General features: G+C 64.0%; 24 protein-coding genes. 17 read left to right on the top strand and 7 right to left on the bottom strand.

The window, feature by feature from the left end; genetic code table 11:
- Positions 1-31: 31 nt before the first annotated feature.
- The 6 genes from dusB (at position 32) to D886_RS0103595 (ending at position 8038) form a co-directional block, all read left to right on the top strand.
- The gene (gene dusB, locus D886_RS0103620; RefSeq protein WP_027592597.1) at positions 32-1045 is read left to right on the top strand and encodes a tRNA dihydrouridine synthase DusB; all 1014 of its coding nucleotides are present in this window, start codon (positions 32-34) and stop codon (positions 1043-1045) included.
- The gene (gene fis, locus D886_RS0103615; protein WP_012274390.1) at positions 1042-1362 is read left to right on the top strand and encodes a DNA-binding transcriptional regulator Fis; all 321 of its coding nucleotides are present in this window, start codon (positions 1042-1044) and stop codon (positions 1360-1362) included. Before dusB ends, fis begins: the two co-directional genes overlap by 4 nt.
- An 80-nt stretch (positions 1363-1442) precedes the next feature.
- Positions 1443-3050: a bifunctional phosphoribosylaminoimidazolecarboxamide formyltransferase/IMP cyclohydrolase gene (purH, locus tag D886_RS0103610; RefSeq protein WP_027592596.1), complete on the top strand. Its 1608-nt coding sequence runs from the start codon at positions 1443-1445 to the stop codon at positions 3048-3050.
- Between the two features lie 135 nt (positions 3051-3185).
- Entirely contained in the window at positions 3186-4481 is a 1296-nt protein-coding gene (gene purD / locus D886_RS0103605) for a phosphoribosylamine--glycine ligase (protein WP_027592595.1), read from the top strand.
- Between the two features lie 135 nt (positions 4482-4616).
- Complete coding sequence (locus D886_RS0103600) at positions 4617-7388, top strand: hybrid sensor histidine kinase/response regulator (protein WP_027592594.1); 2772 nt, start codon at positions 4617-4619, stop codon at positions 7386-7388.
- Between the two features lie 53 nt (positions 7389-7441).
- Positions 7442-8038, top strand: a complete 597-nt coding sequence (locus D886_RS0103595; protein WP_027592593.1) for a MarC family protein — start codon at positions 7442-7444, stop codon at positions 8036-8038.
- Here D886_RS0103595 and D886_RS0103590 read toward each other — a convergent pair.
- The 7 genes from D886_RS0103590 to cobG all read right to left on the bottom strand — a co-directional run bounded on the left by D886_RS0103590 (position 8035) and on the right by cobG (position 14535).
- Positions 8035-8658, bottom strand: coding sequence for a hypothetical protein (locus D886_RS0103590; protein ID WP_027592592.1), 624 nt, complete (start codon positions 8656-8658; stop codon positions 8035-8037). The two genes, D886_RS0103595 and D886_RS0103590, sit on opposite strands and share 4 nt — an antisense overlap.
- Positions 8645-9325: a hypothetical protein gene (locus D886_RS0103585; protein ID WP_027592591.1), complete on the bottom strand. Its 681-nt coding sequence runs from the start codon at positions 9323-9325 to the stop codon at positions 8645-8647. Before D886_RS0103585 ends, D886_RS0103590 begins: the two co-directional genes overlap by 14 nt.
- A 62-nt stretch (positions 9326-9387) precedes the next feature.
- Positions 9388-10068: a hypothetical protein gene (locus tag D886_RS0103580; RefSeq protein ID WP_027592590.1), complete on the bottom strand. Its 681-nt coding sequence runs from the start codon at positions 10066-10068 to the stop codon at positions 9388-9390.
- A gap of 100 nt (positions 10069-10168) precedes the next feature.
- Positions 10169-11851 carry a precorrin-3B C(17)-methyltransferase gene (gene cobJ, locus D886_RS0103575; protein ID WP_027592589.1) on the bottom strand — a complete coding sequence of 561 codons (1683 nt, stop codon included), beginning with the start codon at positions 11849-11851 and terminating at the stop codon, positions 10169-10171.
- Between the two features lie 2 nt (positions 11852-11853).
- Positions 11854-12588: a precorrin-2 C(20)-methyltransferase gene (locus D886_RS0103570; protein WP_027592588.1), complete on the bottom strand. Its 735-nt coding sequence runs from the start codon at positions 12586-12588 to the stop codon at positions 11854-11856.
- A complete protein-coding gene (locus tag D886_RS0103565) occupies positions 12585-13211 on the bottom strand; it encodes a precorrin-8X methylmutase (protein ID WP_027592587.1) in 627 nt (208 codons plus the stop codon). Before D886_RS0103565 ends, D886_RS0103570 begins: the two co-directional genes overlap by 4 nt.
- Complete coding sequence (cobG, locus tag D886_RS0103560) at positions 13204-14535, bottom strand: precorrin-3B synthase (RefSeq protein ID WP_027592586.1); 1332 nt, start codon at positions 14533-14535, stop codon at positions 13204-13206. Before cobG ends, D886_RS0103565 begins: the two co-directional genes overlap by 8 nt.
- A 213-nt stretch (positions 14536-14748) precedes the next feature.
- On the opposite strand from cobG, the gene D886_RS0103555 reads away from it, so the two are divergent.
- From D886_RS0103555 to D886_RS0103505, 11 genes are all read left to right on the top strand, one after another.
- The gene (locus D886_RS0103555; protein WP_027592585.1) at positions 14749-15960 is read left to right on the top strand and encodes a bifunctional cobalt-precorrin-7 (C(5))-methyltransferase/cobalt-precorrin-6B (C(15))-methyltransferase; all 1212 of its coding nucleotides are present in this window, start codon (positions 14749-14751) and stop codon (positions 15958-15960) included.
- Positions 15953-17047: a cobalt-precorrin-5B (C(1))-methyltransferase gene (locus tag D886_RS0103550; RefSeq protein ID WP_027592584.1), complete on the top strand. Its 1095-nt coding sequence runs from the start codon at positions 15953-15955 to the stop codon at positions 17045-17047. Before D886_RS0103555 ends, D886_RS0103550 begins: the two co-directional genes overlap by 8 nt.
- The gene (locus D886_RS0103545; protein WP_027592583.1) at positions 17044-17763 is read left to right on the top strand and encodes a cobalt-precorrin-6A reductase; all 720 of its coding nucleotides are present in this window, start codon (positions 17044-17046) and stop codon (positions 17761-17763) included. Before D886_RS0103550 ends, D886_RS0103545 begins: the two co-directional genes overlap by 4 nt.
- Positions 17764-17855: 92 nt before the next feature.
- Positions 17856-18086: a type II toxin-antitoxin system VapB family antitoxin gene (gene vapB, locus D886_RS0103540; protein WP_027592582.1), complete on the top strand. Its 231-nt coding sequence runs from the start codon at positions 17856-17858 to the stop codon at positions 18084-18086.
- Entirely contained in the window at positions 18086-18493 is a 408-nt protein-coding gene (gene vapC, locus D886_RS0103535) for a tRNA(fMet)-specific endonuclease VapC (RefSeq protein WP_027592581.1), read from the top strand. Before vapB ends, vapC begins: the two co-directional genes overlap by 1 nt.
- 134 nt (positions 18494-18627) lie before the next feature.
- Entirely contained in the window at positions 18628-19065 is a 438-nt protein-coding gene (locus D886_RS0103530; protein WP_027592580.1) for an NfeD family protein, read from the top strand.
- Positions 19066-19091: 26 nt separating this feature from the next.
- On the top strand, positions 19092-19946 hold the full coding sequence (locus D886_RS0103525) for an SPFH domain-containing protein (protein WP_027592579.1): 855 nt from the start codon (positions 19092-19094) through the stop codon (positions 19944-19946).
- Positions 19947-20140: 194 nt separating this feature from the next.
- Entirely contained in the window at positions 20141-20530 is a 390-nt protein-coding gene (locus tag D886_RS0103520) for a DUF2946 domain-containing protein (protein ID WP_027592578.1), read from the top strand.
- A 46-nt stretch (positions 20531-20576) separates the two neighbouring features.
- The gene (locus D886_RS0103515) at positions 20577-21062 is read left to right on the top strand and encodes a copper chaperone PCu(A)C (protein ID WP_027592577.1); all 486 of its coding nucleotides are present in this window, start codon (positions 20577-20579) and stop codon (positions 21060-21062) included.
- A 23-nt stretch (positions 21063-21085) separates the two neighbouring features.
- Positions 21086-21517 (top strand): DUF2946 domain-containing protein, encoded by a 432-nt coding sequence (locus D886_RS0103510; RefSeq protein WP_027592576.1) that lies wholly within the window; start codon positions 21086-21088, stop codon positions 21515-21517.
- 66 nt (positions 21518-21583) lie between these two features.
- Positions 21584-23650, top strand: coding sequence for a TonB-dependent copper receptor (locus tag D886_RS0103505; protein WP_027592575.1), 2067 nt, complete (start codon positions 21584-21586; stop codon positions 23648-23650).
- The last annotated feature ends 52 nt before the right edge of the window (positions 23651-23702 follow it).

Below are 23702 nucleotides of genomic sequence, written 5' to 3'. Positions count from 1 at the left end.
CCAAGATTCGGCCCCACAACAGGGATCACCTATGTCGGCGGTACGCATCGGCCCATACACACTGCGAAACAACCTGATCCTCGCCCCCATGGCCGGGGTCACGGACCAGCCTTTCCGAACACTTTGCAAGCGCCTGGGCGCAGGCATGGTGGTGTCGGAGATGGTGTCCAGCGACATGAGCCTCTGGAACAGCCGCAAGTCGAGCCTGCGCCGCATTCACGAAGGCGATCCCGAGCCGCGCTCGGTGCAGATCGCCGGCGGGGATGCCCAGATGATGGCAGCGGCGGCAAAAGCCAACGTCGAAGCGGGTGCCCAGATCATCGACATCAACATGGGCTGCCCGGCAAAAAAAGTCTGCAACAAAGCTGCAGGCTCTGCTTTATTGAGAGATGAAGCCTTGGTCAGCGAGATTCTCCACGCCGTGGTAGGCGCCGTGGACGTCCCGGTGACGCTGAAGATCCGCACGGGGTGGGATCGGGCGAACAAGAACGGCCTGAATGTGGCGAAGATCGCTGAACAGGCCGGCATCCAGGCGCTAGCGGTGCATGGCCGCACACGCGCCGACCTGTACACAGGCGAAGCCGAATACGACACCATCGCTGCCATCAAGCAGGCGGTGTCTATCCCGGTATTTGCCAACGGCGATATCACATCGCCAGAAAAGGCCCGGGCGGTACTGGACGCCACCGGGGTCGATGGCCTGTTGATCGGCCGCGCTGCCCAAGGGCGGCCCTGGATCTTTCGCGAGATCGAGCATTACCTGCGGACCGGCGAACAGTTGCCGGCCCCGCAGCTGGACGAAGTGGAACGCATCCTGCTAGAGCACCTGGCCGCGCTGCATGCCTTCTATGGCGATGTGATGGGCGTACGTATCGCCCGCAAGCACGTTGGCTGGTACCTGGCAACACGACCCGGCGGCAAGGAGTTTCGCTCCCGGTTCAATGCTTTGGAAGACACACAAGCGCAGTGCGCCAACGTTCGCGCGTTTTTCAGTGAACGTCGACAGAGCCTTGAGACAGAGGACGGACAAGGGGTGGCCGCATGACGATGATGACCGAGACATTTGTGAGTGGAACAACGCCCGTGAGCGACAACGCCAACCTGAAACAGCACCTCAACACGCCAAGCGAAGAGGGCCAGACCCTTCGCGACAGCGTCGAGAAGGCGCTGCACAACTACTTCGCCCACCTGGAAGGCGCGACCGTCACGGACGTGTACAACCTGGTGCTCTCCGAAGTCGAGGCGCCCCTGCTTGAAAGCGTGATGAACTACGTGAAGGGCAACCAGACCAAGGCCAGCGAGATGCTCGGGCTCAACCGAGGCACCCTGCGCAAGAAGCTCAAGCAGTACGACTTGTTGTAAGCCAGAATCCCAATCAGAAAAGGCGGCTCCCTGAACAGAGGCGCCTTTTTTGCTGACTCCACCGCGTTATGGAATCCGAAATGACCGACCAGACTACCCGCCTGCCGATCCGCCGCGCCCTGATCAGCGTCTCCGACAAGACCGGTATCCTCGAATTCGCCCGTGAGCTGCAGCAGCTCGGTGTCGAGATCCTGTCCACCGGCGGCACCTACAAGCTGCTCAAGGATAACGGCGTGAACGCGGTGGAAGTGGCCGACTACACCGGCTTCGCCGAAATGATGGATGGCCGGGTCAAGACCCTGCACCCGAAAATCCACGGTGGCATTCTGGGCCGTCGCGGCATCGACGACGCCATCATGAACGAGCACGGCATCAAGCCGATCGACCTGGTCGCCGTCAACCTGTACCCCTTCGAAGCCACCATCTCCAAGCCAGGCTGTGACCTGTCGACCGCCATCGAGAACATCGACATCGGTGGCCCGACCATGGTCCGCTCCGCTGCCAAAAACCACAAAGACGTTGCCATCGTGGTCAATGCCAGCGACTACGCCAGCGTCCTCGACGGCCTGAAAGCCGGCGGCCTGACCTACGCCCAGCGCTTCGACCTGATGCTCAAGGCGTTCGAACACACCGCCGCCTACGACGGCATGATCGCCAACTACATGGGCACCATCGACCAGGCCAAGGACACCCTGAGCACTGAAGCACGCAGCGAATTCCCGCGCACCTTCAACAGCCAGTTCGTCAAAGCCCAGGAAATGCGCTACGGCGAGAACCCGCACCAGAGCGCGGCGTTCTACGTCGAAGCCAAGAAGGGTGAAGCCAGCATCTCCACCGCCATCCAGCTGCAAGGCAAGGAGCTGTCGTTCAACAACGTGGCCGACACTGACGCCGCGCTGGAGTGCGTGAAGAGCTTCGTCAAGCCTGCCTGCGTCATCGTCAAGCACGCCAACCCGTGCGGCGTGGCCGTGGTACCGGAAGACGAAGGCGGCATCCGTAAGGCCTACGACCTGGCCTACGCCACTGACACCGAGTCGGCCTTCGGCGGCATCATCGCCTTCAACCGCGAGCTCGATGGCGAAACCGCCAAGGCCATCGTCGAGCGCCAGTTCGTCGAAGTGATCATCGCCCCGAAAATCTCCCAGGCCGCCCGCGACGTGGTCGCCGCCAAGCAGAACGTTCGCCTGCTGGAATGCGGCGAATGGCCAGCTGAGCGTGCTGCCGGCTGGGACTTCAAGCGCGTCAACGGTGGTTTGCTGGTGCAGAGCCGCGATATCGGCATGATCACCGCCGATGACCTGAAAATCGTCACCAAGCGTGCCCCGACCGAGCAAGAAATCCACGACCTGGTGTTTGCCTGGAAAGTGGCCAAGTTCGTCAAGTCCAACGCCATCGTCTACGCCAAGCAGCGCCAGACCATCGGCGTCGGCGCCGGCCAGATGAGCCGCGTCAACTCCGCTCGCATTGCTGCAATTAAGGCCGAGCATGCTGGCCTGCAGGTTCAAGGTGCGGTCATGGCGTCGGATGCGTTCTTCCCGTTCCGTGACGGCATCGACAATGCGGCTAAAGTGGGTATCAGCGCCGTAATTCAGCCAGGTGGTTCGATGCGTGATGCCGAAGTCATCGCCGCAGCCGACGAAGCCGGCATCGCGATGGTGTTCACCGGTATGCGCCACTTCCGCCACTAATCAAGATGGCCGGCCGTACCTCGGCCCCTGTGGGAGCGGGTTCACCCGCGAATGCGGCGGTAAGCCCAGCATCGCATTCGCGGGTGAACCCGCTCCCACAGCGGGCGAAGTACGCCGCCAAACAGAGGTTTTGACATGAAAGTTTTGATCATCGGCAGCGGCGGCCGTGAGCACGCCCTGGCCTGGAAAGTCGCCCAAGACCCACGCGTCGAGAAAGTTTTCGTTGCCCCGGGCAACGCCGGCACCGCCACTGAAGCCAAGTGCGAAAACGTCGCCATCGACGTCAACGCCCTGGAGCAACTGGCCGACTTCGCCGAACAGAACGTGCAACTGACCATCGTCGGCCCTGAAGCGCCACTGGTCGCAGGTGTCGTCGACCTGTTCCGCAGCCGCAACCTGGACTGCTTCGGCCCCACCAAAGGCGCCGCACAGCTCGAAGGCTCCAAGGCCTTCACCAAGGATTTCCTGGCGCGTCACAAGATCCCGACCGCCGACTACCAGAACTTCACCGAAATCGAGCCAGCCCTGGCCTACCTGCAGGAAAAGGGTGCGCCGATCGTGATCAAGGCCGACGGCCTGGCTGCGGGCAAAGGCGTGATCGTCGCCATGACCCTGCAGGAAGCCGAAGACGCCGTGCGTGACATGCTGGCCGGCAACGCCTTTGGCGATGCGGGTTCGCGTGTAGTCATCGAAGAGTTCCTGGACGGCGAAGAAGCCAGCTTCATCGTCATGGTCGACGGCCACAACGTGTTGCCAATGGCCACCAGCCAGGACCACAAGCGCGTCGGCGACGCCGACACCGGCCCGAACACCGGTGGCATGGGCGCCTACTCGCCTGCCCCTGTCGTGACCGCCGACGTGCACCAGCGCGTGATGGACCAAGTGATCTGGCCGACCGTGCGCGGCATGGCCGAGGAAGGCAACGTCTACACCGGCTTCCTTTATGCTGGCCTGATGATCGACAAGGCGGGCAACCCCAAGGTCATCGAGTTCAACTGCCGCTTCGGTGACCCGGAAACCCAACCGGTCATGCTGCGCCTGGAGTCGAGCCTGGTGCTGCTGATCGAAGCCGCCTTCGCCGAGGCCCTGGACAAGGTTGAAGCCCAGTGGGACCCACGGCCGAGCCTGGGCGTCGTGCTGGCTGCCGGTGGCTACCCGGGCGACTACGCCAAAGGTGACGCGATCAGCGGCCTGGACGCAGCCGCCAAGCTCGAAGGCAAGGTGTTCCATGCCGGTACCACCCTGAAAGACGGCCAAGTGGTTACCGCCGGCGGCCGAGTGCTCTGCGCCACTGCCCTGGGCCAAACCGTCGAAGCCGCTCAGCAGCAGGCCTACCGCCTGGCAGAGCAGGTCAAGTGGGACGGCAGCTTCTACCGTACCGACATCGGCTACCGGGCCATTGCCCGCGAGCGCGGTGAACACCAGCAGTAACCTTTACCGAAGCGCCGTGACGCCTTGCGCCCACGGCCTTCGGCTCGTCGACAGGGCCCTTTCTGGGCCTTGCCTTCGACTTGGCGCGCCGCGCATAGTTAGTATCCGGCACATCGGCTAAGAAGGGATTTCGTAGTGCGTCGGCTTCGGATTGCCACAGCTCTGATCGTCAGCTTGCTGACCCTGCTCTGCCTGCTCCCGGCCTCGGCCGAAGAAGGCGGAGGCTGGTCCGTTCTGCTCGACGAACAGGCCAACCTGCAATTAAGCGACGTGCGCTCCGATCGCTACCGCAACCAGTTCAGCCCATTGCTGCTCAGCGACCTGGATGCCGCCCCTGCCGAACAAGCCCTGTGGCTGCACTATCGCCTGGAACCTGGCGATCAGGAGCAACTGCTGCGGGTGTTCGCCCCAGACCTTTCAGGCCTGGACCTCTACGCCCTCGAGGGCGACAAATTACTGCGTCAACTGCACCACGGGCGCCAGGCCGGCAATGCCAGCCCTACCCTGCGCGGCAGCGACCATGTGCTGCCATTGCCCAACAGCCGGCAGCCGCTGGACATCTACCTGCGCTTGGTTTCCGAGCACCAATTGCGCCCGGCCATCAGCCTTGAGCCCGCGGCTGTGGCCGCTTCCGACCAGACCCAACCGCTGCTGTTCGGCATGCTGTTCGGCGGCCTGGTGATGCTGATCCTGCACAACCTGATCCGCTTCCTCTATGGCCGCTCCACCACCACGTTGATTTTGGCGCTCTACCACGGCCTGATGCTGCTCAGCGGGTTGATCCTGCTCAACCTCAGCGGCCCCTGGTGGCACGTGTGGCACAGTGCGCAAACGCCAGCGGCCTACCTCACCCTGGTCCTCGCAGGCTTGGCTGGCCTGTATTTCACCCTGCATTTCTTCTCGCCGTGCGATTCGCCGCGGCTCAACCGCCTGTTGCAGGGCGAGATGCTGGTGGCTGCGGTCAGCGGCCTGGTGCTGCTGTTCGTCGACACCTTGCCACTCAACCTGATGACCTATGCCCTGCTGGCCCTAGGCAGCGTCAGCATGCTGCTGGTCAGCGCCTATCACTGGTACAAGGGCTACGCACCCGCACGCCTGTTCACCCTCGCCATGGGGGTCTACAACCTTGGCGGCCTGGTGCTGTTGCCCGCGCTTCTGGGGCTGACCCGCACGTCGACGCCGTGGCTGCTGTGCGTGCTCATGGGCTTGACCGTTATCTGCGGCCTGCTGCTTAACCTGGCCGTCAGCGAACGCCTGCGACGCATGAGCGAAGAGCGCTTCAGCGCCAGCCGCGCCCTGGCCGCCAGCGATGCCGAGATCAACGCCAAGGCCGAGTTCCTGGCCAAGATCAGCCACGAAATCCGCACGCCCATGAACGGCGTGCTGGGCATGACTGAGCTGCTGCTCGGCACGCCGCTGTCGGTCAAGCAGCGCGACTACGTGCAGACCATCCACAGCGCCGGCAACGAGCTGCTGACGCTGATCAACGAGATTCTCGACATCTCGAAGCTTGAGTCCCGGCAGATCGAACTGGACGATGTGCAGTTCGACCTCAATGCATTGATCGAGGATTGCCTGAACATCTTCCGGGCCAAGGCCGAACAGCAGAACATCGAGCTGATCAGCTTCACCCAGCCTCAAGTGCCTCGCGTGATCAGTGGCGACCCAACGCGCCTGCGCCAGGCACTGTCGAGCCTGCTGGAAAATGCCCTGAAAAACACCGACCAGGGGGAGATCCTGCTGGTGGTGGCACTCGACCAACGTGGCGAGGCGCCGCGCTTGCGCATTGCCGTGCAGGATAGCGGCGAACCGTTGCCCGCCGCTGAGCGCGAAGCCTTGTTGCAAGCCGAGCTGCACAGCCATCACTTCCTCTCCAGCAACAAGCTCGGCGGCCACCTGGGGCTGGTCATCGCCAAGCAGTTGATCGGCCTGATGCAGGGCGAATTCGGCATCAAGAGCAGCAGCGGCATGGGCAACACCCTGTGGCTGACCCTACCGCTGGACCCTTCGCGCCTGGAACAACCGCCCGCCGACCTCGATGGCCCGTTGCGCGACGCGCGGGTACTGGTGGTGGACGACAACGACACCTGCCGCAAGGTGCTGGTACAGCAGTGCAGCGCCTGGGGCATGAATGTCAGCGCGGTGCCTTCCGGCAAGGAAGCGCTGGCATTGCTGCGCACCAAGGCGCACCTGCGCGACTACTTCGATGCCGTGCTGTTGGACCAGAACATGCCCGGCATGACGGGCATGCAACTGGCGGCCAAGATCAAGGAAGACCCAAGCCTTAACCACGACATCCTGGTGGTGATGCTCACGGGCATCAGCAACGCGCCGAGCAAAGTCATCGCACGCAATGCCGGGGTCAAGCGGATACTCGCCAAACCAGTGGCAGGCTATACGCTGAAGACCACACTGGCCGAAGAGCTGGCCCAACGCGGCCGTGAGCAAGCGGTGCCGGCCACCCCTCCCGGTGTGCCGCAAGCACTGGACCTGCCCCGCGACTTCCGCGTGCTGGTCGCCGAGGACAACAGCATCTCGACCAAAGTGATCCGCGGCATGCTGGGCAAGCTCAACCTTGAGCCAGACACGGCCTGCAATGGTGAAGAAGCGTTGCAAGCCATGAAGGCGCAGCGCTATGACTTGGTACTAATGGATTGCGAAATGCCCGTGCTGGATGGTTTCTCGGCCACCCAGCAACTGCGCGCATGGGAAGCCGCGCACCAGCGCCCACGTACGCCCGTGGTGGCGCTGACCGCGCACATCCTTGCCGAGCACAAGGAGCGCGCCAAGTTGGCGGGCATGGATGGGCACATGGCCAAGCCGGTGGAGTTGTCGCAATTGCGCGAGCTGATCCAATATTGGGCGAATCACCGGGAAGCCAAGACGGATCCGGCGCCTATCCCCTAAGCAATGCCGACGATGCATCGACAGGCACCCACCGCAGCCGAGGATCCCAACCCATGCTCCATGAGTTGTTCAGTGTCTACCTGAAGATGCTCGTGCTCTACAGCCCGTTCTTCGTGCTGTCGTGCTTCATCAGCCTGACCCGCGGCCATTCCAGCAAGGAACGCAAGCAACTGGCCTGGAAGGTTGCCTTCGCCGCCCTGGTCGCCAGCGTGCTGTTGTACCTGTTCGGCCGGGCAATCTTCGGCATTTTCGGCATCACCGCCGACGCCTTCCGCATCGGTGCCGGCAGCGTGCTGTTCATCTCGGCGTTGGGCATGGCGCAGGGCAAACCGGCGGTGCAGGCCGACAACGTTCAGCAGGACGTGACCATCGTGCCATTGACCATCCCCCTGACCGTCGGCCCCGGCACCATCGGTGCCCTGCTGGTGATGGGCGTGGGCCAGCCGCATTGGGACGACAAGTTGCTGGCCATCGCCAGTATCGCGCTGGCCAGCTTCACCGTGGGCCTGGTGCTGTACCTCTCGCACGGCATCGAGCGGATTCTCGGCGACCAAGGCCTGCAGATCGTCAGCCGTTTGATGGGATTGTTCGTCTGTGCCCTGGCGGCGCAGATCATCTTTACCGGGATCAAGGGTTACCTGGTGCTCTAGATCGCCATCTCATGGATCTCCTTCAGCGCGATTTTCACCAGGGCACGCTCCACTGCACTACGGCGCTCCTGGTCGAACAGGCGCGTATTGAATCGCACCAACTCTGCGGTCACGCGCGTGTCGCGGCGTTCACGAAATAGAAACCCAGTGGTGAACGCCACGCTGTTGCCGGCCTCGTGATAGACCACGATGTCCACGTAATTGCCACTGACTGGCGCACAGGACAACAGTTGAAACTGCGCCCGGTCCTTGCTGCGCGATTCAAAATGCAGCAGGGGCTTGCCGTTCTTCTTCAGTACTTCAAAAGCCAGCGCCATGTTGCTGGAATGATGAACACCCGCTACGGCATCGATCCTTCTCAACGCCTGGTCGACGATCTTCGGCCGTTGGGGATCCGGCCAGTGCACTTCTTCGGCCGACTTCGCGTCCCAACCCAAGTACATCAACTTTTTGCGGTAGTACTGATACTGGTCCTGGGCACTTTCTCCGGCCATGTCTTGCAAGGTCGTGCTTTCAGCCCACAGCGAAGCAAGCTTCACGGCTTTGCGCTGTTCAAGGCTGACACCAGGAATGAAGGCAACCAGGCTGGCGCCGACAACGGTGGCTTCATGTGTTTGCATGGCTATCCTCCAGCCTGAGCACGCCCAAATGTCTGATTCGTCCTGCGTACTGCTTGCGTTCGAGCAGCGCGTGCAGGCCTTGGCGATCAGCTTCCGTCAGCTGTTCGCCCAAGGTTGCAAGGGTGGTACGCAGGTCGGCTTTATCGCTGGGTGGCGGTGATAACACGGTACAAGGGCGGATCTGTGCTGCGGGCAGCGTGCTCTTGAACGCCATCGCGCACAGGTCCAGGGAAGCGTCGGGCAGCATCACCCCCAACTCATAAACCGCATGGGTTGCCTGGTCCTGTTCGAGCAAGGTGAAAGGCTGCAGGTATTGCTGCACGTCATCCCGCGAGAGTGTGGCAATCGCCGCCTGCACGTAACCGGACAGGCTGGGATGACGGGCCTGCAAATCATCTGTGAGTCGTTGAGCCAGCAAGGTATTGCCTTTCAAGGGCTGATAATCACTGCGACTGCTAGGGATGATCCACCCACGTGCCTCAAGGGCTGTGCGGTAGCCGCTGTACCAGCGCGTGAAATTGGCGAAGCGTGATCCATTCAATTTGTCCGAGCGCAACTGTGCGAACAGCAGCGAGTCCAGCGCATATTGCCACGACGGGGATGCCGTTTCGGCCATCAACAAGGCTGTACCGCCAACGAGCCACAAGGAATAACCTTCCTTACTCATCGAAATACCTCGACTTGCAAACATTGAAAGAAGAGCGGGGCCTGAAAAGCCCCGCTCCCGTGTCAGATGTCGAATTCGCTGGCGGCTTGGACGGCCTTGTCGATCAACTTCTGCTCGATCGATGCACGAACCGCGTCGGTGTACACCACTTCGTTGAGGCTGAGCACGGCCGAACCGCAATACCGGTCCTTGCTCGAACTTTTCCATTCGAACACCGTGGTATTCAGATCGTTTTCGCCCGGCGAAGCACTGAATGCGTTGACCAGCATGAACAGTTCGCCTTCCGGCGTTTCGATGCAGGCCCCAAGGCCCGTTGTCGACACAGGATGCCCTTTGAGGTTTTGCTGGTAGATCTTCTGTGCTTCCTCGATATTGCCCAGCGCGCTGATGGCATCACCCGCCAGCTTGGCCATGGCCTCACCGACTGGCCCACCGAGCAGTGCTTTACCAGCGGCGCTAGCGACTTTGAAAGCAATCGGCCCCAGGGTCAGCGATTGGCTTTGGTCATAGTCGCGTTCGTAGGAACGTTTACCGACCACCCAACCCAAAGTGCGCATCACTTCCAGGAACTTGTTGAACCAGGCCTCGGATTCGCCATCGCGATCATGCAGCTTGGACGCCACGCGAGAGGCAAACTGGAAGGTGGTTTTGGCATCACGCCGGCTTTGCGCCGACATGCCAGCGCTGAGCGCCAGAAGCGATTGTTCGACAACGGCAATGCTGTTAGTGCTTACATCGGTCATGAGCAGAATCCTTGAAGGCCCCCGACGGGTATCGTCGAGGGGCCTTCACCCTATGCTGCAAACGACCGGGGTACAGGCATGAACGGGTTCCCTCGGCGCCTCACCCGGCGGTCGGGTACCAACGCGGCGTGTACACCCACTGGGTGCCATCGGCCTTGGCAAACTGACAGGTCGTGGAAGAACCCAGCAAGACCATGGTGCGCATGTCGACCATTTCTGGCACCAGTTCGGCCAGGGAGACCACCTTGAGTGTCTGCCCTGGCCTACCGATGTCGCGGCCAAGGACTACAGGTGTGTTCCCATCGCGGTGCTGTCGCACGATCTCCAGCGCACGCCCCAGCTGCCAAGGCCGCGAGCGGGAAATCGGGTTGTAGAACGCCAGGACCAGATCGGCCTGGGCCGCCAAGTCCAGGCGATGCTCGATGACCGACCACGGTTTGAGGTTGTCCGACAGCGACATCACGCAGAAGTCGTGCCCCAGCGGTGCACCCGCCTGGGCAGCGGTGGCCAGCGAAGCCGAAACACCCGGCAGGATCTCCAGATCAACCCGCTGCCAGGCCGGGTCGCTGGAGGCGTGCAGTGCTTCGAGCACGGCGGCGGCCATGGCGAAGACACCCGGGTCACCCGACGACACCACCACCACCGAGCGCCCTTGTGCAGCAAGCTCGAAGGCATGGCGAGCACGCTGCATCTCTTCGCGGTTGTCGGTGCAATGCTGCACTTGGTCTGCACGGAACGGCCCGGCCATGCGCACGTAGGTTTCGTAGCCGAGGATGTCCTGGGCGCGTGCCAGCTCTGCCTTGACCGCCGGCACCATCAACTCCGCAGCGCCAGGGCCGAGGCCGATCACCGCCAGGCGGCCACGGCGGCGGCCGATCCGCTCGGCATCCACCGGTGCCGAAGCCACTGCGATGACGGCGTTGGCCTGCTCGATCAACTGCGCGTCAGGCAACGCCTGGGCTACCATGCCACGCAGGTCGCCAGGCTTGGCCGCGAAACGCAGCGCCACACCAAGCACCTGCGCCGCCTCGTGCAAGGCGGCATCGGCCATGGCGTGCTCGCTCGCCAGCAGGCAGGCCAACGACTGCTCGGCAATACCCGCGTCATTTAGCGCCGTGCGAATGCCCTGCAGGTCTGCGGTATCGACGCCCACCACCACCGAACGCGGGTGGATCAGCAACTCGTCCCGGCTGCTCGCACGTGCCTGATGGCCGACATGAATCGTGCGCTGGGCCGATTCGCTGGCAGGCAATTGCGCCTGGTCCAGCCACGGCGCATCCCCTTCGACGCGTACCGTCTCGCCGGCCAACAGGTCGGAAACAAAGCGCTTGCCTTGCTCGATATCCGCCAGGGCATAGCCCTGTGGCGGGTTCAGCAGGCAGGTGCCGAAACGCAGCTCGCCACTGGTGGTGATCGCAGCCGCCACGCCCAATGCCTCGCCAATTTCACGCGCCATCACGTTCACACCGCTCAGGCCACCGAGCAGCGGCACCACCGCGCTGCCATCCTCGGCCACCGCCAGTACGGGCGGCTCGACGCCTTTCTCGCTGAGCACGCTGGCCAAGCTGCGGATGACGATACCGGCGGCGCACAGGGCGATGATCGGGGTGTCCTGCTGATACAGCGCGCGCAGGGTGTCGCCAAACGAGGCGTACGTTTGATCGGCGCCCTCGACACGGCCACTCAGGCCATGAATCACCGCCTGTGGATAACGCTGCTGGATACGCTGCGCCGTGGCCAGGCTGCCTGGCCCCAGGATGATGATTGCCGGTGCCTTGTGCATGCTCATCCCTGCCATTTTTCACCCGGCACGATGATCAGCGAGAAGTACGGCGACGACAGGGGGTCGACGTCCGCCAGCGGCACGATCTTCTGGTTGGCCATGGTCGCCCGCTCGACATACAGCGCACGCTCGTCCAGGCCCAGTTCGGCCAGCACGTCACGCACCTTGGGGAAGTTGCGGCCCAGCTTCATGATCACCGCCGCATCGGCATCGGCCAGGCGCCGCTTGAGCTCCTCGGCCGGCAGCACGCCCGACAGCACTGACAGGCTCTGGTTGCGGTACACCAACGGCGCGCCGAGCACCGAGGCGCCCCCGAGCATCGAGCAGACGCCAGGAATCACTTCAGCCTCATAGCGCTGCGCCAGGCGGTCATGCAGGTACATGTAGGAGCCGTAGAAGAACGGGTCGCCCTCGCAGATCACCGCCACATCGCGGCCGGCGTCCAGGTGCTCGGCAACCTGCACGCTGGCTTCATCGTAGAAGTCGCTGATGACCTGTTCATAGGACAGCGGTGCCGGCAAGGCTTCGGTAGTGACCGGGTAGACCAGCGGCAGCAAGGTCTGCTCTGGCTGCAGATGCGCCTCGATGATGCCGAACGCATTGCCGCGCTTGCCCTTGGCCACGAAGTAGCCAACCACCGGCGCCTCGCGCAACAGGCGCAGCGCCTTGACGGTGATCAGTTCAGGGTCGCCGGGGCCTACGCCCAGGCCGAGCAGACGTCCACGTGGCGCCATCATTCCACCTCCGTGGCAAGGGCGTTGACTGCGGCGGCGGCCATCGCGCTACCGCCCAGGCGGCCTTGCATGATCACGAACGGCACGCCACGGCTGTCGGCGGCGAGCATCGCCTTGGATTCGGCCGCACCGACGAAGCCGACCGGGAAGCCGAGGATCAGCGCAGGTTTGGGTGCGCCGGCGTCGATCATCTCCAGCAGGTAGAACAGCGCGGTTGGGGCGTTGCCGATCACCACCACGCTGCCTTCCAGGTACGGCCGCCACAGCTCCAGGGCCACGGCGGAACGGGTATTGCCGGCGTCTTTGGCCAGGCCAGGCACGCTCGGGTCGCGCAATGTGCAGACCACTTTGTTGTCGGCGGGCAGGCGCGCGCGGGTGATGCCTTCGGCGACCATGTGCGCATCGCAGAGGATAGGTGCGCCCTTGGCCAGGGCTTCACGGCCGGCGCGGCCGGCCCCTTCGGAGAACTGCAGGCCGTCGATGGCTTCGACCATGCCGCAGGCATGGATCACGCGCACGGCGAGCTTTTCGAGGTCTGCGGGTATCCGCTCGAGTCGGGCTTCCTCACGGATGATCCGGAAGGAATTGCGATAGATCTCCTGACCATCGCGGATGTAGTCAATCATCAAGGTGCTCCGTCGGCAGGTCGAGCATGGCGCCTGCTTCGTTCAAGGTGAGGTCGATGGCACGCAGGGCGCCGAAGCCCGGCAGGCGCGCATCGCGCACATACAGGTCGTAACGGCCCGGTGAACGGGCCAGCAAGGTGGCCGGGGCAACATGGGCCACGGCGCAGGATCGGGGGCACCCGGACAGGTGCACGCTGCCCGGCACGCCAGGGCCCAGCAGCGCGGCCAAGGCCACGGCATCGGCCTTGGTTTCGCCCTGTGCCTTGGCGCAGCCACTGCTGCCGGTGCAGGCGCTGATGCGGGCCAGTGGCTCGTGGCTGTGGCACAGCAGGCCCAGCGTGGACAACTCGCCCTGGGCTTGCGTGATCTGGTCCGGGTCGAGATTGGTCAGCACCAGGCTTTGCCAAGGGCTCAGGCGCAGGCTGCCGTCACCCAGGTGCCGGGCGATGCGCGCGGCACCCCGCAGCATCTCGGGGGTCAAGCGGCCCTGCGGCGGAGCAACGCCCAGGGCGAGACCGTGGGCTTGTGGCAACACACCCAGCCACTCGGGTTGGCGTGTCGGGCGGCGCCATTCAAGCACGGCGGCATCGCGGCGGATGTCCAGGCCGAGCCCTTCGACGAACGCCGCGGGCGAACAGCATTCGAGCAACTGGCGCATGCGCGACTGGTCCACAGCGGCCAGGTCAAGAAAGCGCTCCAGCACGGCACGCACCAGGGCCAGGCCCTGCTCCACCGGCACCGCCCCGAGCACCTGGCCATCGGCGGGGCAGCCCGCCAGGCCAAACGCCAGCCACGTGCGCTGCTCGATAAGCAGCGCCGAGAGCCACAGGTCATGCGGGTGCTCAAGCATCGCCAGGCCTTCGCCGGCGTCCAGTAGCACAGCGAACTTCGCCGACAACTGGTGAAACCGCGGTGTGCCTTCCAGCAGGTCGAGGATCTGCCCCGCCAGCGGCCGGGCATCCAGCAACATGGCAGGGTCATGCCCGGCCAGCGGGCTGAGCATCAGGTTGCGCACATCGTCACCGGCGGCTTCGCGCGGGCCCAGGCCTGCCGCGAGCAGCCTGGCGATCAGGCCTTGGTGGTCGCTGCCAATACCGCGAATCTGCAGGTTGCCGCGGTTGGTTGCCTCGATCACGCCACCGGCAAAGCGCTCGGCGGCCTCGGCCACGGCATCGGCCTGGTCGGCCAGCAGCAGGCCACCCGGCAGCTTGATGCGGCAAATGCCGCCATCACGGGCACTGACGATGCGCCACAACCCCGGGCAGGCCGAGGGGCGAGGTGAAACGTCGGGGGCATGGGCCTGCTTCAAAGGGGTGTCCGGCAATCTGTGAAAGTGCGCTTGAGTGTAGAAGGCGCGGTATTATGCCTGCTTTGTCCGGCGGCATGAAAAGCCGGTGGTCGAGCTTATCGTTTACCCGGGGCCGCTTCGCGCCCCTTCGCGGGCAAGCCCGCTCCTACAGGGATCATGCTGTGCCTGTAGGAGCGGGCTTGCCCGCGAAGGGCGCGAAGCGGCCCCAGAAATGGCGGATTGAAACACATGGCACCCTGGCTGACAGTAGTAGGCATCGGCGAAGACGGCTTCAATGGCCTTGGCAAGCAGGCCCGGCGTGCCCTGCTGGGCGCTTCGCGGATCTTCGGCAGCCCGCGCCAACTGGCTTTACTGCCACGCTGCGTGGTCGGCGAGCGGCTGCTTTGGCCAACCCCTTTCTCTTTGGCGCCCGTGCTCGCCCAGCGCGGCGAACCGGTCTGCGTGTTGGCCAGCGGTGACCCGATGTTCTTCGGCGTCGGCGCCAGCCTGGCGCGCCAGGTGCCCGCCAGCGAGATGCGGGTGCTGTCGATGCCGTCCTCCTGTGCACTGGCCGCCGCCCGCCTCGGCTGGCCGCTGCAGGACGTGCAGGTGGTCTCGGTGGTCGCCCGGCCGCTGGCGGCGCTCAATGCGCACCTGCACAGCGGCGCCCGCCTGTTAGTACTGAGCAACGACGGTGACAGCCCCGCAGCAATCGCCGCACAACTGTGCGAGCGTGGCTTCGGGCCGAGCCGCCTGCGCGTGTTCGAACACTTGGGTGGCACCGATGAACGCGAAGTGGCGGGCACCGCTCAGGACTGGCCTCACACCCAGGTTGCAGCGCTCAACTTGGTGGCCATCGAATGCCTCGCCGCGCCCGATGCCCCCCGCCTGCCGAGGGTCGCTGGGCTGCCGGACAGCGCCTTCCAGCATGACGGCCAGCTGACCAAGCGCGATGTCCGCGCCATCACCCTGGCCCGTCTCGCCCCCCTGCCCGGCGAGCTGCTGTGGGACGTGGGAGCGGGCTGCGGCTCGATCGGCATCGAGTGGATGCGCACCCACCCCGCCTGCCGTGCGCTGGCCATCGAGGCCGACGCAGGGCGCCAGGGTTTTATCGAACACAATCGCGATGCGCTGGGCGTGCCCGGCCTGCAACTGGTCCGTGGCAAGGCGCCTGAAGCCTTGGCAGAGCTCGAGCAGCCCGACGCGGTCTTCATTGGCGGCGGGGTAACGCGTGAAGGCGTGCTCGACCTGTGCTGGCAGCGGCTGCGCCCCGGCGGGCGACTGGTGGCCAACGCGGTTACACTGCAAAGCGAACTGGCCCTGGCGCACTTTCGCGAGCGACACGGGGGTGAACTGACCCGTATTCATGTTGCCCATGCGCAGCCGCTGGGCACGTTCGACACCTGGCGCCAGGCACTGCCAATCACCTTGCTCGATGTGGTGAAGCCCCTCGATGCGTGAAGAAACCCACGAGCAGCCCGCGCCCCTGCGCAGCGGCCTGACCACCGGCAGCTGCGCCACCGCCACCAGCCTCGCGGCGGCGCGCCTGCTGCTGACCGGCGTCTGCAGCGACGCCGTGAGCATCACCCTGCCCAAGGGCAAGGTCGTGCAGATGCGCCTGGAGTTTTGCCGCCGCGATGGCGAATGCGCCGAAGCCGGCACGCTGAAGGACGCCGGCGACGACCCGGACGTGACCCATGGTGCCCTGCTGTTCAGCCAGGTCCGCCTGCTGGCAGAGCCCGGCATCCGCTTCGTCGCAGGCCAAGGCGTCGGCACCGTGACACGCCCGGGGCTGGTGCTGGCAGTGGGTGAACCGGCGATCAACCCAGTGCCCCGGCGCATGATGGGCGAACACCTGCAACGCCTGGCTGACGAGTGCGCCTACCGCGGCGGTTTCGAAGTCACGGTCAATGTTCAGGGCGGTGAACAGCTGGCACTGAAGACCATGAACCCGCGCCTGGGCATCCTCGGCGGGCTGTCGATTCTGGGTACCAGCGGCATCGTCCGGCCGTTTTCCTGCGCGGCCTACATCGCCTCGATCCATCAGGGCATCGACGTGGCCCACACCAACGGCTACACGCACATCGCCGCCTGCACCGGCAACGCCAGCGAAGACACCATGCGCCGGGTCTACGGCCTGCCGGAAATCGCCCTGATCGAGATGGGCGACTTCGTCGGCGCCGTGCTCAAGCACCTGCGCAAGGTGCCGGTACCCCGCCTGAGCCTGTGCGGGGGGTTCGGCAAGATCAGCAAGCTGGCGGCCGGGCACATGGACCTGCACAGCCGCCACTCAAGCATCGACCTGCCGCAGCTGGCCGGCTGGGCAGCGGATATCGGCGCCGACGCAAACCTTCAGGCCGCAATCATCGCCGCCAACACCAGCCAGCAAGCCCTGGCGCTGGCGCATGCTGCAGGCATCGCCCTGGGCGACGCCGTCTGCGCGCACGCGCTGGCCTTCGCCCGCAGCGTGGTGCCGCCGCAGGTGCAGGTAGAGGTGTTCGCCATCGACCGCCAAGGCGGCATCGTCGGCCAGGCAGGTGTTCAATGAGCGCGCGCATCCTGCTGCTGGGCGGCGTCACCGAGGCCCTGGCCATCGCCCGCCAGTTGGGCCCGCAGCACGTTTACAGCCTGGCGGGCATCGGCCGCGTACCGCAGGACCTGACCTGCCAGTTGCGCGTCGGCGGCTATGGCGGTGCTGAAGGCCTTGCCCAATACCTGCGCGAGGCGGGCATTACCCTGCTGATCGATGCCACCCACCCCTATGCCGCGCAGATCAGCCGCAACGCCGCCATCGCTTCACGTCGTGCGGGTATCCCCTGCTGGGCGCTGCGCCGCCCCGCCTGGCAGGCACAGCCGGGTGACGATTGGCGCGAAGTGGACGACTGGGCGGGGTTGATCGAGGCGCTCGCGCCATTCCGGCGGCCGCTGTTCACGCTGGGCCGCGAGCCGCTGCAACACCTGGCAGAGATCCCGCCGGATCAGTTCTGGACCTTGCGCGCACTGGAGGCCTGCCCCGGTAACGAACGTTGCGAGGTGATCGGCGCACGCGGGCCATTCCGAATCGAAGACGAACGTGTGTTGTTCGCGCGCCGCAAGATCGACGTACTGATCAGCAAGAACAGCGGCAGCGTGGCGACCGAGCCCAAGCTGGACGTGGCGCGGGAGCTAGGGGTGCCAGTATTGATCCTGCGGCGGCCGGAACTGCCGGTGGTCGATGAGACATTCATTCACTCAGACGCATTGCTTGCCAGGCTGACGCTTTGACTGCTCGCCAGTCATGACGTATATCCCATTGACATATACGACATGCATCCTAAACTTCTGTCACACATTGTCGCTACCCTAGGAGGCCCATCATGGAGCAAGGTGCTGTCTTCAAAAGCAACCGCAGCCAGGCCATCCGCTTGCCAAAATCCGTCGCACTTCCCGATGGCATCACCCGCGTGGATATTGTTGCAGTTGGGCGTACGCGCATCATCACACCTGCTGGTGAATCATGGGACAGCTGGTTCGAAAGTGAGCCTGCAAGCGCGGATTACATGGCCACCCGTGACCAACCTGCAGACCAGGAACGTGAAGGCTTTTAATGCTCAGGTACCTGCTCGACACCAATATCTGCATTTTCACGATCAAGAATAAACCGCAACGCGTCCGCGAAGCGTTCAATCGCCATCACGGCCAATTGGCGATCAGCACAATTACTTTGATGGAACTGATCTACGGCGCTGAGAAGTCGGATCATCCTGAGCGCAATCTTTCGGTGGTCGAGGGCTTTGCCGCGCGCCTTGAAGTACTCGATTACGATAGCCATGCGGCTGAGCACAGTGGCCAGCTTCGTGCGGAATTGGCCAGATCAGGGACCCCCATTGGTCCTTACGACCAACTGATTGCCGGGCATGCCCGAGCGCTTGGCTTAATTTTGGTGACTAACAATGTGCGCGAGTTTCAACGAGTACCCGGTCTAAGGGTTGAAGACTGGCTCGTTTCGCCCTGACAGCGTAACGGTTAGTTCTGCTTTCCTACAGGTCCTATCGACTTTGCCACCGTTTCACTCGGTCGCACCCGAATGGCCTTTGTTCCCTCCGTTGCCTTAGACTTCAGCCCTCTCCCCCAGAAGGCTTCATTCATATGGACATGCAATGGTGGATCTGGCTGGTCTTCGGTATCGCGCTGATCCTGCTCGAACTGGTCCTGCCCACGTTCTTCATTCTCTGGTTCGGCATCGGCGCCGTGCTGGTTTCGCTCATCTCGCTCGCCGCGCCCAGCCTGCAACTGGATATGCAGATGCTGCTGTGGGTGCTGCTTTCTTCAGTCACCACTGCGCTGTGGTTCAAGGTGTTCCGGAACAAGAAGCCGGATGTGCGCTGGACAGCCGACAGCGTGATTGGCGAAGTCGGCCTGCTGACCGCCAGTGTTTCCGAGTTCCAGAAAGGCCGTGTGCGTTTCCAGAAGCCAATCCTCGGCAACGAGGAATGGACCTGCGTCGCCGACACTGACATCCCGTCTGGCGAGCGCGTGCGCCTTACCGCCATCGAAGGGAACACCGCCCGCGTCATCCGGGCCTGAATCCGTACTAAAAGGAAGTTCGTATCATGACCAGCCTTATCGTCGTGGGCGCCCTCGCCCTGTTCGTCCTGATCACCGTGTTCAAGGGGGTGCGTATCGTGCCTCAGGGCGAAGAGTGGATCGTCGAGCGCCTGGGCCGCTACAACAACACCCTCAAGCCCGGCCTGAACATCGTCATTCCTTACGTGGACGTGGTCGCCTATCGCCTGCCCACCAAAGACATCATCCTCGATGTGCAAGAGCAGGAAATCATCACCAAAGACAACGCGGTGATCGTCGCCAATGCCCTGTGCTTCGCCAAAGTGGTCGACCCACAGAAGGCCTCCTACGGCGTGCAGAACTTCTCCTTCGCCGTCACCAGCCTGACCATGACCTCGCTGCGCGCCATCGTCGGGGCCATGGACCTGGACGAGGCCCTGTCCAGCCGTGAACAGATCAAGGCACGCCTGCGCGAAGCGATGTCCGAACAGACCGAAGACTGGGGCGTGACTGTGCGCTCGGTAGAAATCCAGGACATCAAGCCGTCACAGAACATGCAACTGGCCATGGAGCGCCAGGCCGCCGCCGAGCGTGAACGTAAAGCCGACGTGACCCGTGCCGAAGGTGCCAAACAGGCCGCGATCCTCGAGGCAGAAGCGCGCCTGCAATCGGCCAAGCTGGACGCCGAGGCGCAAATCAACCTGGCCGAGGCTTCGGCGCGGGCGATTTCGCTGGTCAAGGACGCGGTGGGTAACGAGACCGTGCCGGCCATGTACTTGCTGGGCGAACGGTACATCGGCGCGATGGAGAACCTGGCCAGCAGCGACAATGCCAAAGTCGTGGTGCTGCCGGCCGACCTGCAAGAAACCGTGCGCGGCTTGATGGGCCGCAACAAGGTTTGAGAATGCCGGGGCCGCTCTGCGGCCATTCGCGGGGCAAGCCCGCTCCCACACCCTGTGGGAGCGGGCTTGCACCGCGAATGGGCTGCAGAGCAGCCCCAAAAACCCCCGCCAACTGCGTCACTTCACCGCACCCCACCTTTTTTACCTATACTGCGCCTTACAATAGCCACCACGATTCCTGACCGGATCTCTCCATGCCCCCACGTCGGCACATTGCCTGGATAGCCTGCCTAGCAGTGCTGTTCAACCTGCTGGCCATGCCGCTGTCCTCTGCCGCGCCCAAGGGCCCGGCCGAGCAGTTGCTGTGGGGGGCGTTCTGTTCCAGCATGGCCAACAAGGCCAAGGTCGACGTCCAGGCCCTGGCCAAGATCGACCTCGGCCCGCAGAGCGATGACAGCGCCAGCATGATGAACTGCTGGTGTTGCTCCGGTGCCGCCCCGCTGCTGGCCTTGCCGGGCTATCCGCCACAGCTGCATAACCCGCCGCCCCTGCACGCCGGGTACTCGCCGCAGCTTGCCGATTACCAACCCACGCCGCGCCAGCTATGGCCCGCGCTCAACCCCCGCGCCTCCCCTTTGGTCTGAGTTGCTCACGCTGTCTGCCTGAACCTGAACAGATCGGAGACTCACCATGCTCAAGCACGCTCTCGTCGTGGCTGCCCTGCTGCTGCCCAGCGCCTTCGCCACTGCCCACGAATACACCGTGGGCGACCTGCACATCGCGCACCCCTGGTCGCTGCAACTGCCACCGAATGCACCCAACGTCGCCGCGTATTTCGTCGTGCACAACAATGGCCAAGCGGATGATCGCCTGCTCAGTGTCGACAGCCCCATCAGCGACGACGCTCAATTGCACGAGCACGCCATGACGGCCAGCGGCACCATGAAGATGCAGCAGGTGCCCAACGTGGTAGTGCCCGCTGGCAAGGAGGTGACCTTCGCCCCCAGCGCCTACCACGTAATGCTGATGCAGCCTAAAGACCGCAGCCTGCTCACCGACGGCAAGCGTTTCCCGCTGACCCTGCATTTTGAAAAAGCCGGTGACGTCACCGTCGAAGTCGCCGTGCAGAAAGAGGCGCCCTCGGGAACGCCCCAGGCCCACGAACACGCACACTGACCATTAGCTGACAGGCACTCGCCATGAGCCTGCCGCGCAACAGCCTCAGCCGTACCACCCGCCCTGAACGCAGGCGCGTCGGTGGCGGCTGGCTGAGCCTGTTCGCCATGTGGATGATCTTCATCGGCCCGCTGATTTCCCAGTCGATGCCGATGGATCACCACGCCGGCATGAACATGCCGATGGAAATGTCGATGCCCACCGGGCATCAGCATGGCGCCGACTCGCATCACGGCCACGGTGACGATGGCCAATTGCATGTGATGTGGGAAAAGTGCGGTTACTGCAGCCTGCTGTTCAACTGCCCCGCACTGCCACAAACCCTCAGCCCGCTCAGTGCCAGCATCGTAGTACCCACCACCCACCTTAGTGCCGCCACGCACCAGGGGCATGCCCGGCAGGCTGTATTCCCTGGCGCGCGCAGCCGCGCACCGCCTTCCTCGATCAGCGTCTGAAAAACCATTGTTCGCACGGAGCCAGGAGGCTTCGCGCCCACTCATGACTGATCGACTGGAATCATTATGTCCGGCTGCACCCCTGTTTTTGCCCTGTCCCTGCGTGGGGCCATCGCCGCCGTGTGCGGTTCGCTGCTCGCGCCCGTGGCCCTGGCCAGCGACCTCGGCCACGCTGACCACGCGCACGACGCACCCGAGCTGAGCCCGACGGTGATCACTGCCGTGGCGCCCAGCTCGCCGCTGACTGTGGTCACCAACCCGAAAGACCCTCGCCAGCCTGTACCGGCCAGCGACGGGGCCGACTACCTCAAGACCATCCCCGGCTTCTCGGCCATCCGCTCCGGCGGCACCAACGGCGACCCGGTATTGCGCGGCATGTTCGGTTCACGCCTGAACATCCTCACCAATGGCGGCGTCATGCTGGGCGCCTGCCCCAACCGCATGGATGCCCCCACCTCGTACATCTCCCCAGAAACCTACGACCGCCTGACCGTGATCAAAGGCCCGCAAAGCGTGATCTGGGGGCCTGGCGGCTCGGCCGGCACCATCCTCTTCGAGCGTGAGCCTGAAAAGTTCGGCACCCTCGGCAGCCGCGTCAACGCAAGCCTCTTGGCCGGCTCCAATGGCCGCTTCGACAAAGTGCTGGACGCTGCGGCAGGCAACAGCCAGGCCTACGCCCGCTTCGTCGGCAACCAGTCGCGCTCGGACGACTACCACGACGGCAACGATGACACCGTGCCCTCGCGCTGGGACAAGTGGAACGGCGATGTGACCCTCGGCTGGACCCCCGACCAGGACACCCTGCTCGAACTCACCGCAGGCAAGGGCGATGGCGAAGCACGCTATGCCGGGCGCGGCATGGACGGCTCGCAGTTCAAGCGTGAAAGCCTTGGGCTGCGCTTCGAGAAGTCCAACCTCGGCGAGGTGCTCGACAAGGTCGAGGCACAGGTCTACTACAACTACGCCGACCACGTGATGGACAACTACAGCCTGCGCACACCCTCGGGCAGCGGCATGATGGGCATGCCGATGGTCAGCAACGTCGACCGCCGCACGATGGGCGCCAGGGTCAAGGCGACCTGGCGCTGGGCCGACGTGCAACTGGTCAGCGGTATCGATGCGCAGACCAACGAACACCGCCAGCGCGGCGGCATGGGCGTCGATGCGCACAAAGGCCAGGCCTGGACCAAGGATGCCGATTTCCACAACTACGGTGCCTTCAGTGAGCTGACCTGGTACGTCAGTGGCGAGGACCGGCTGATCACCGGCGCCCGCCTGGACCGCGCCTCGGCCCGCGACTTCCGTAAAGGCAGCGCCACCGAAGGCGACACCCGCGCAGACACCCTGCCCAGCGGTTTCGTCCGTTACGAACATGACCTGGCGGCCATCCCCGCCACCACCTACGTCGGCCTCGGCCACGCCCAGCGCTTCCCCGACTACTGGGAGCTGTTCTCGCCCAAGTTGGCGCCAGCCGGCGCAGCGAACGCCTTCGACGGCATCAAGCCGGAAAAGACCACCCAGCTCGACTTCGGCATCCAGTACCGTGACGCCCGCCTCGAAGCCTGGGCATCGGGTTATGTCGGGCAGATCCGTGACTACATCCTGTTCGACTACCGCACCGGCATGATGGGCATGAGTACGTCCCAGGCCCAGAACATTGACGCCCGCATCATGGGCGGCGAAGTGGGCGCGGCCTACAAGCTCAGCGAAAATTGGAAGGCCGACGCAACCCTGGCCTACGCTTGGGGCAAGAACAGCAGCGATGGCAAAGCGCTACCGCAAATGCCGCCCCTGGAAAGCCGCCTGGGCCTGACCTACAGCCGCGACGTCTGGAGTGTGGGTGCGCTGTGGCGGCTGGTGGCCGCGCAAAACCGCATCGCCGAGAACCAAGGCAACGTGGTCGGCAAGGACTACGAAAAGAGCGCGGGCTTTGGTGTGTTCTCGCTCAATGGTGCCTACAAGGTGAACAACAACCTCAAGCTCAGCGCAGGGGTCGACAACCTGTTCGACAACACCTACGCCGAGCACTTGAACCTGGCCGGGAACGCCGGGTTCGGCTACCCGGCCACAGATCCACAGCCGGTGAACGAGCCAGGCAGGACCTTCTGGACCAAGGTCGATTTCAGCTTCTGACAACAACAACGGGCGCGGCCACGGTCGCGCCCCTCACCTGGTCAAACAGGAG

The sequence above is a fragment of the Pseudomonas sp. LAIL14HWK12:I7 genome, assembly GCF_000483465.1.
Taxonomy (GTDB): Bacteria; Pseudomonadota; Gammaproteobacteria; order Pseudomonadales; family Pseudomonadaceae; genus Aquipseudomonas; species Aquipseudomonas kermanshahensis.
Note: the sequence above shows the minus strand (reverse complement) of the source record. Positions and strands in the feature narration are given on the sequence as shown.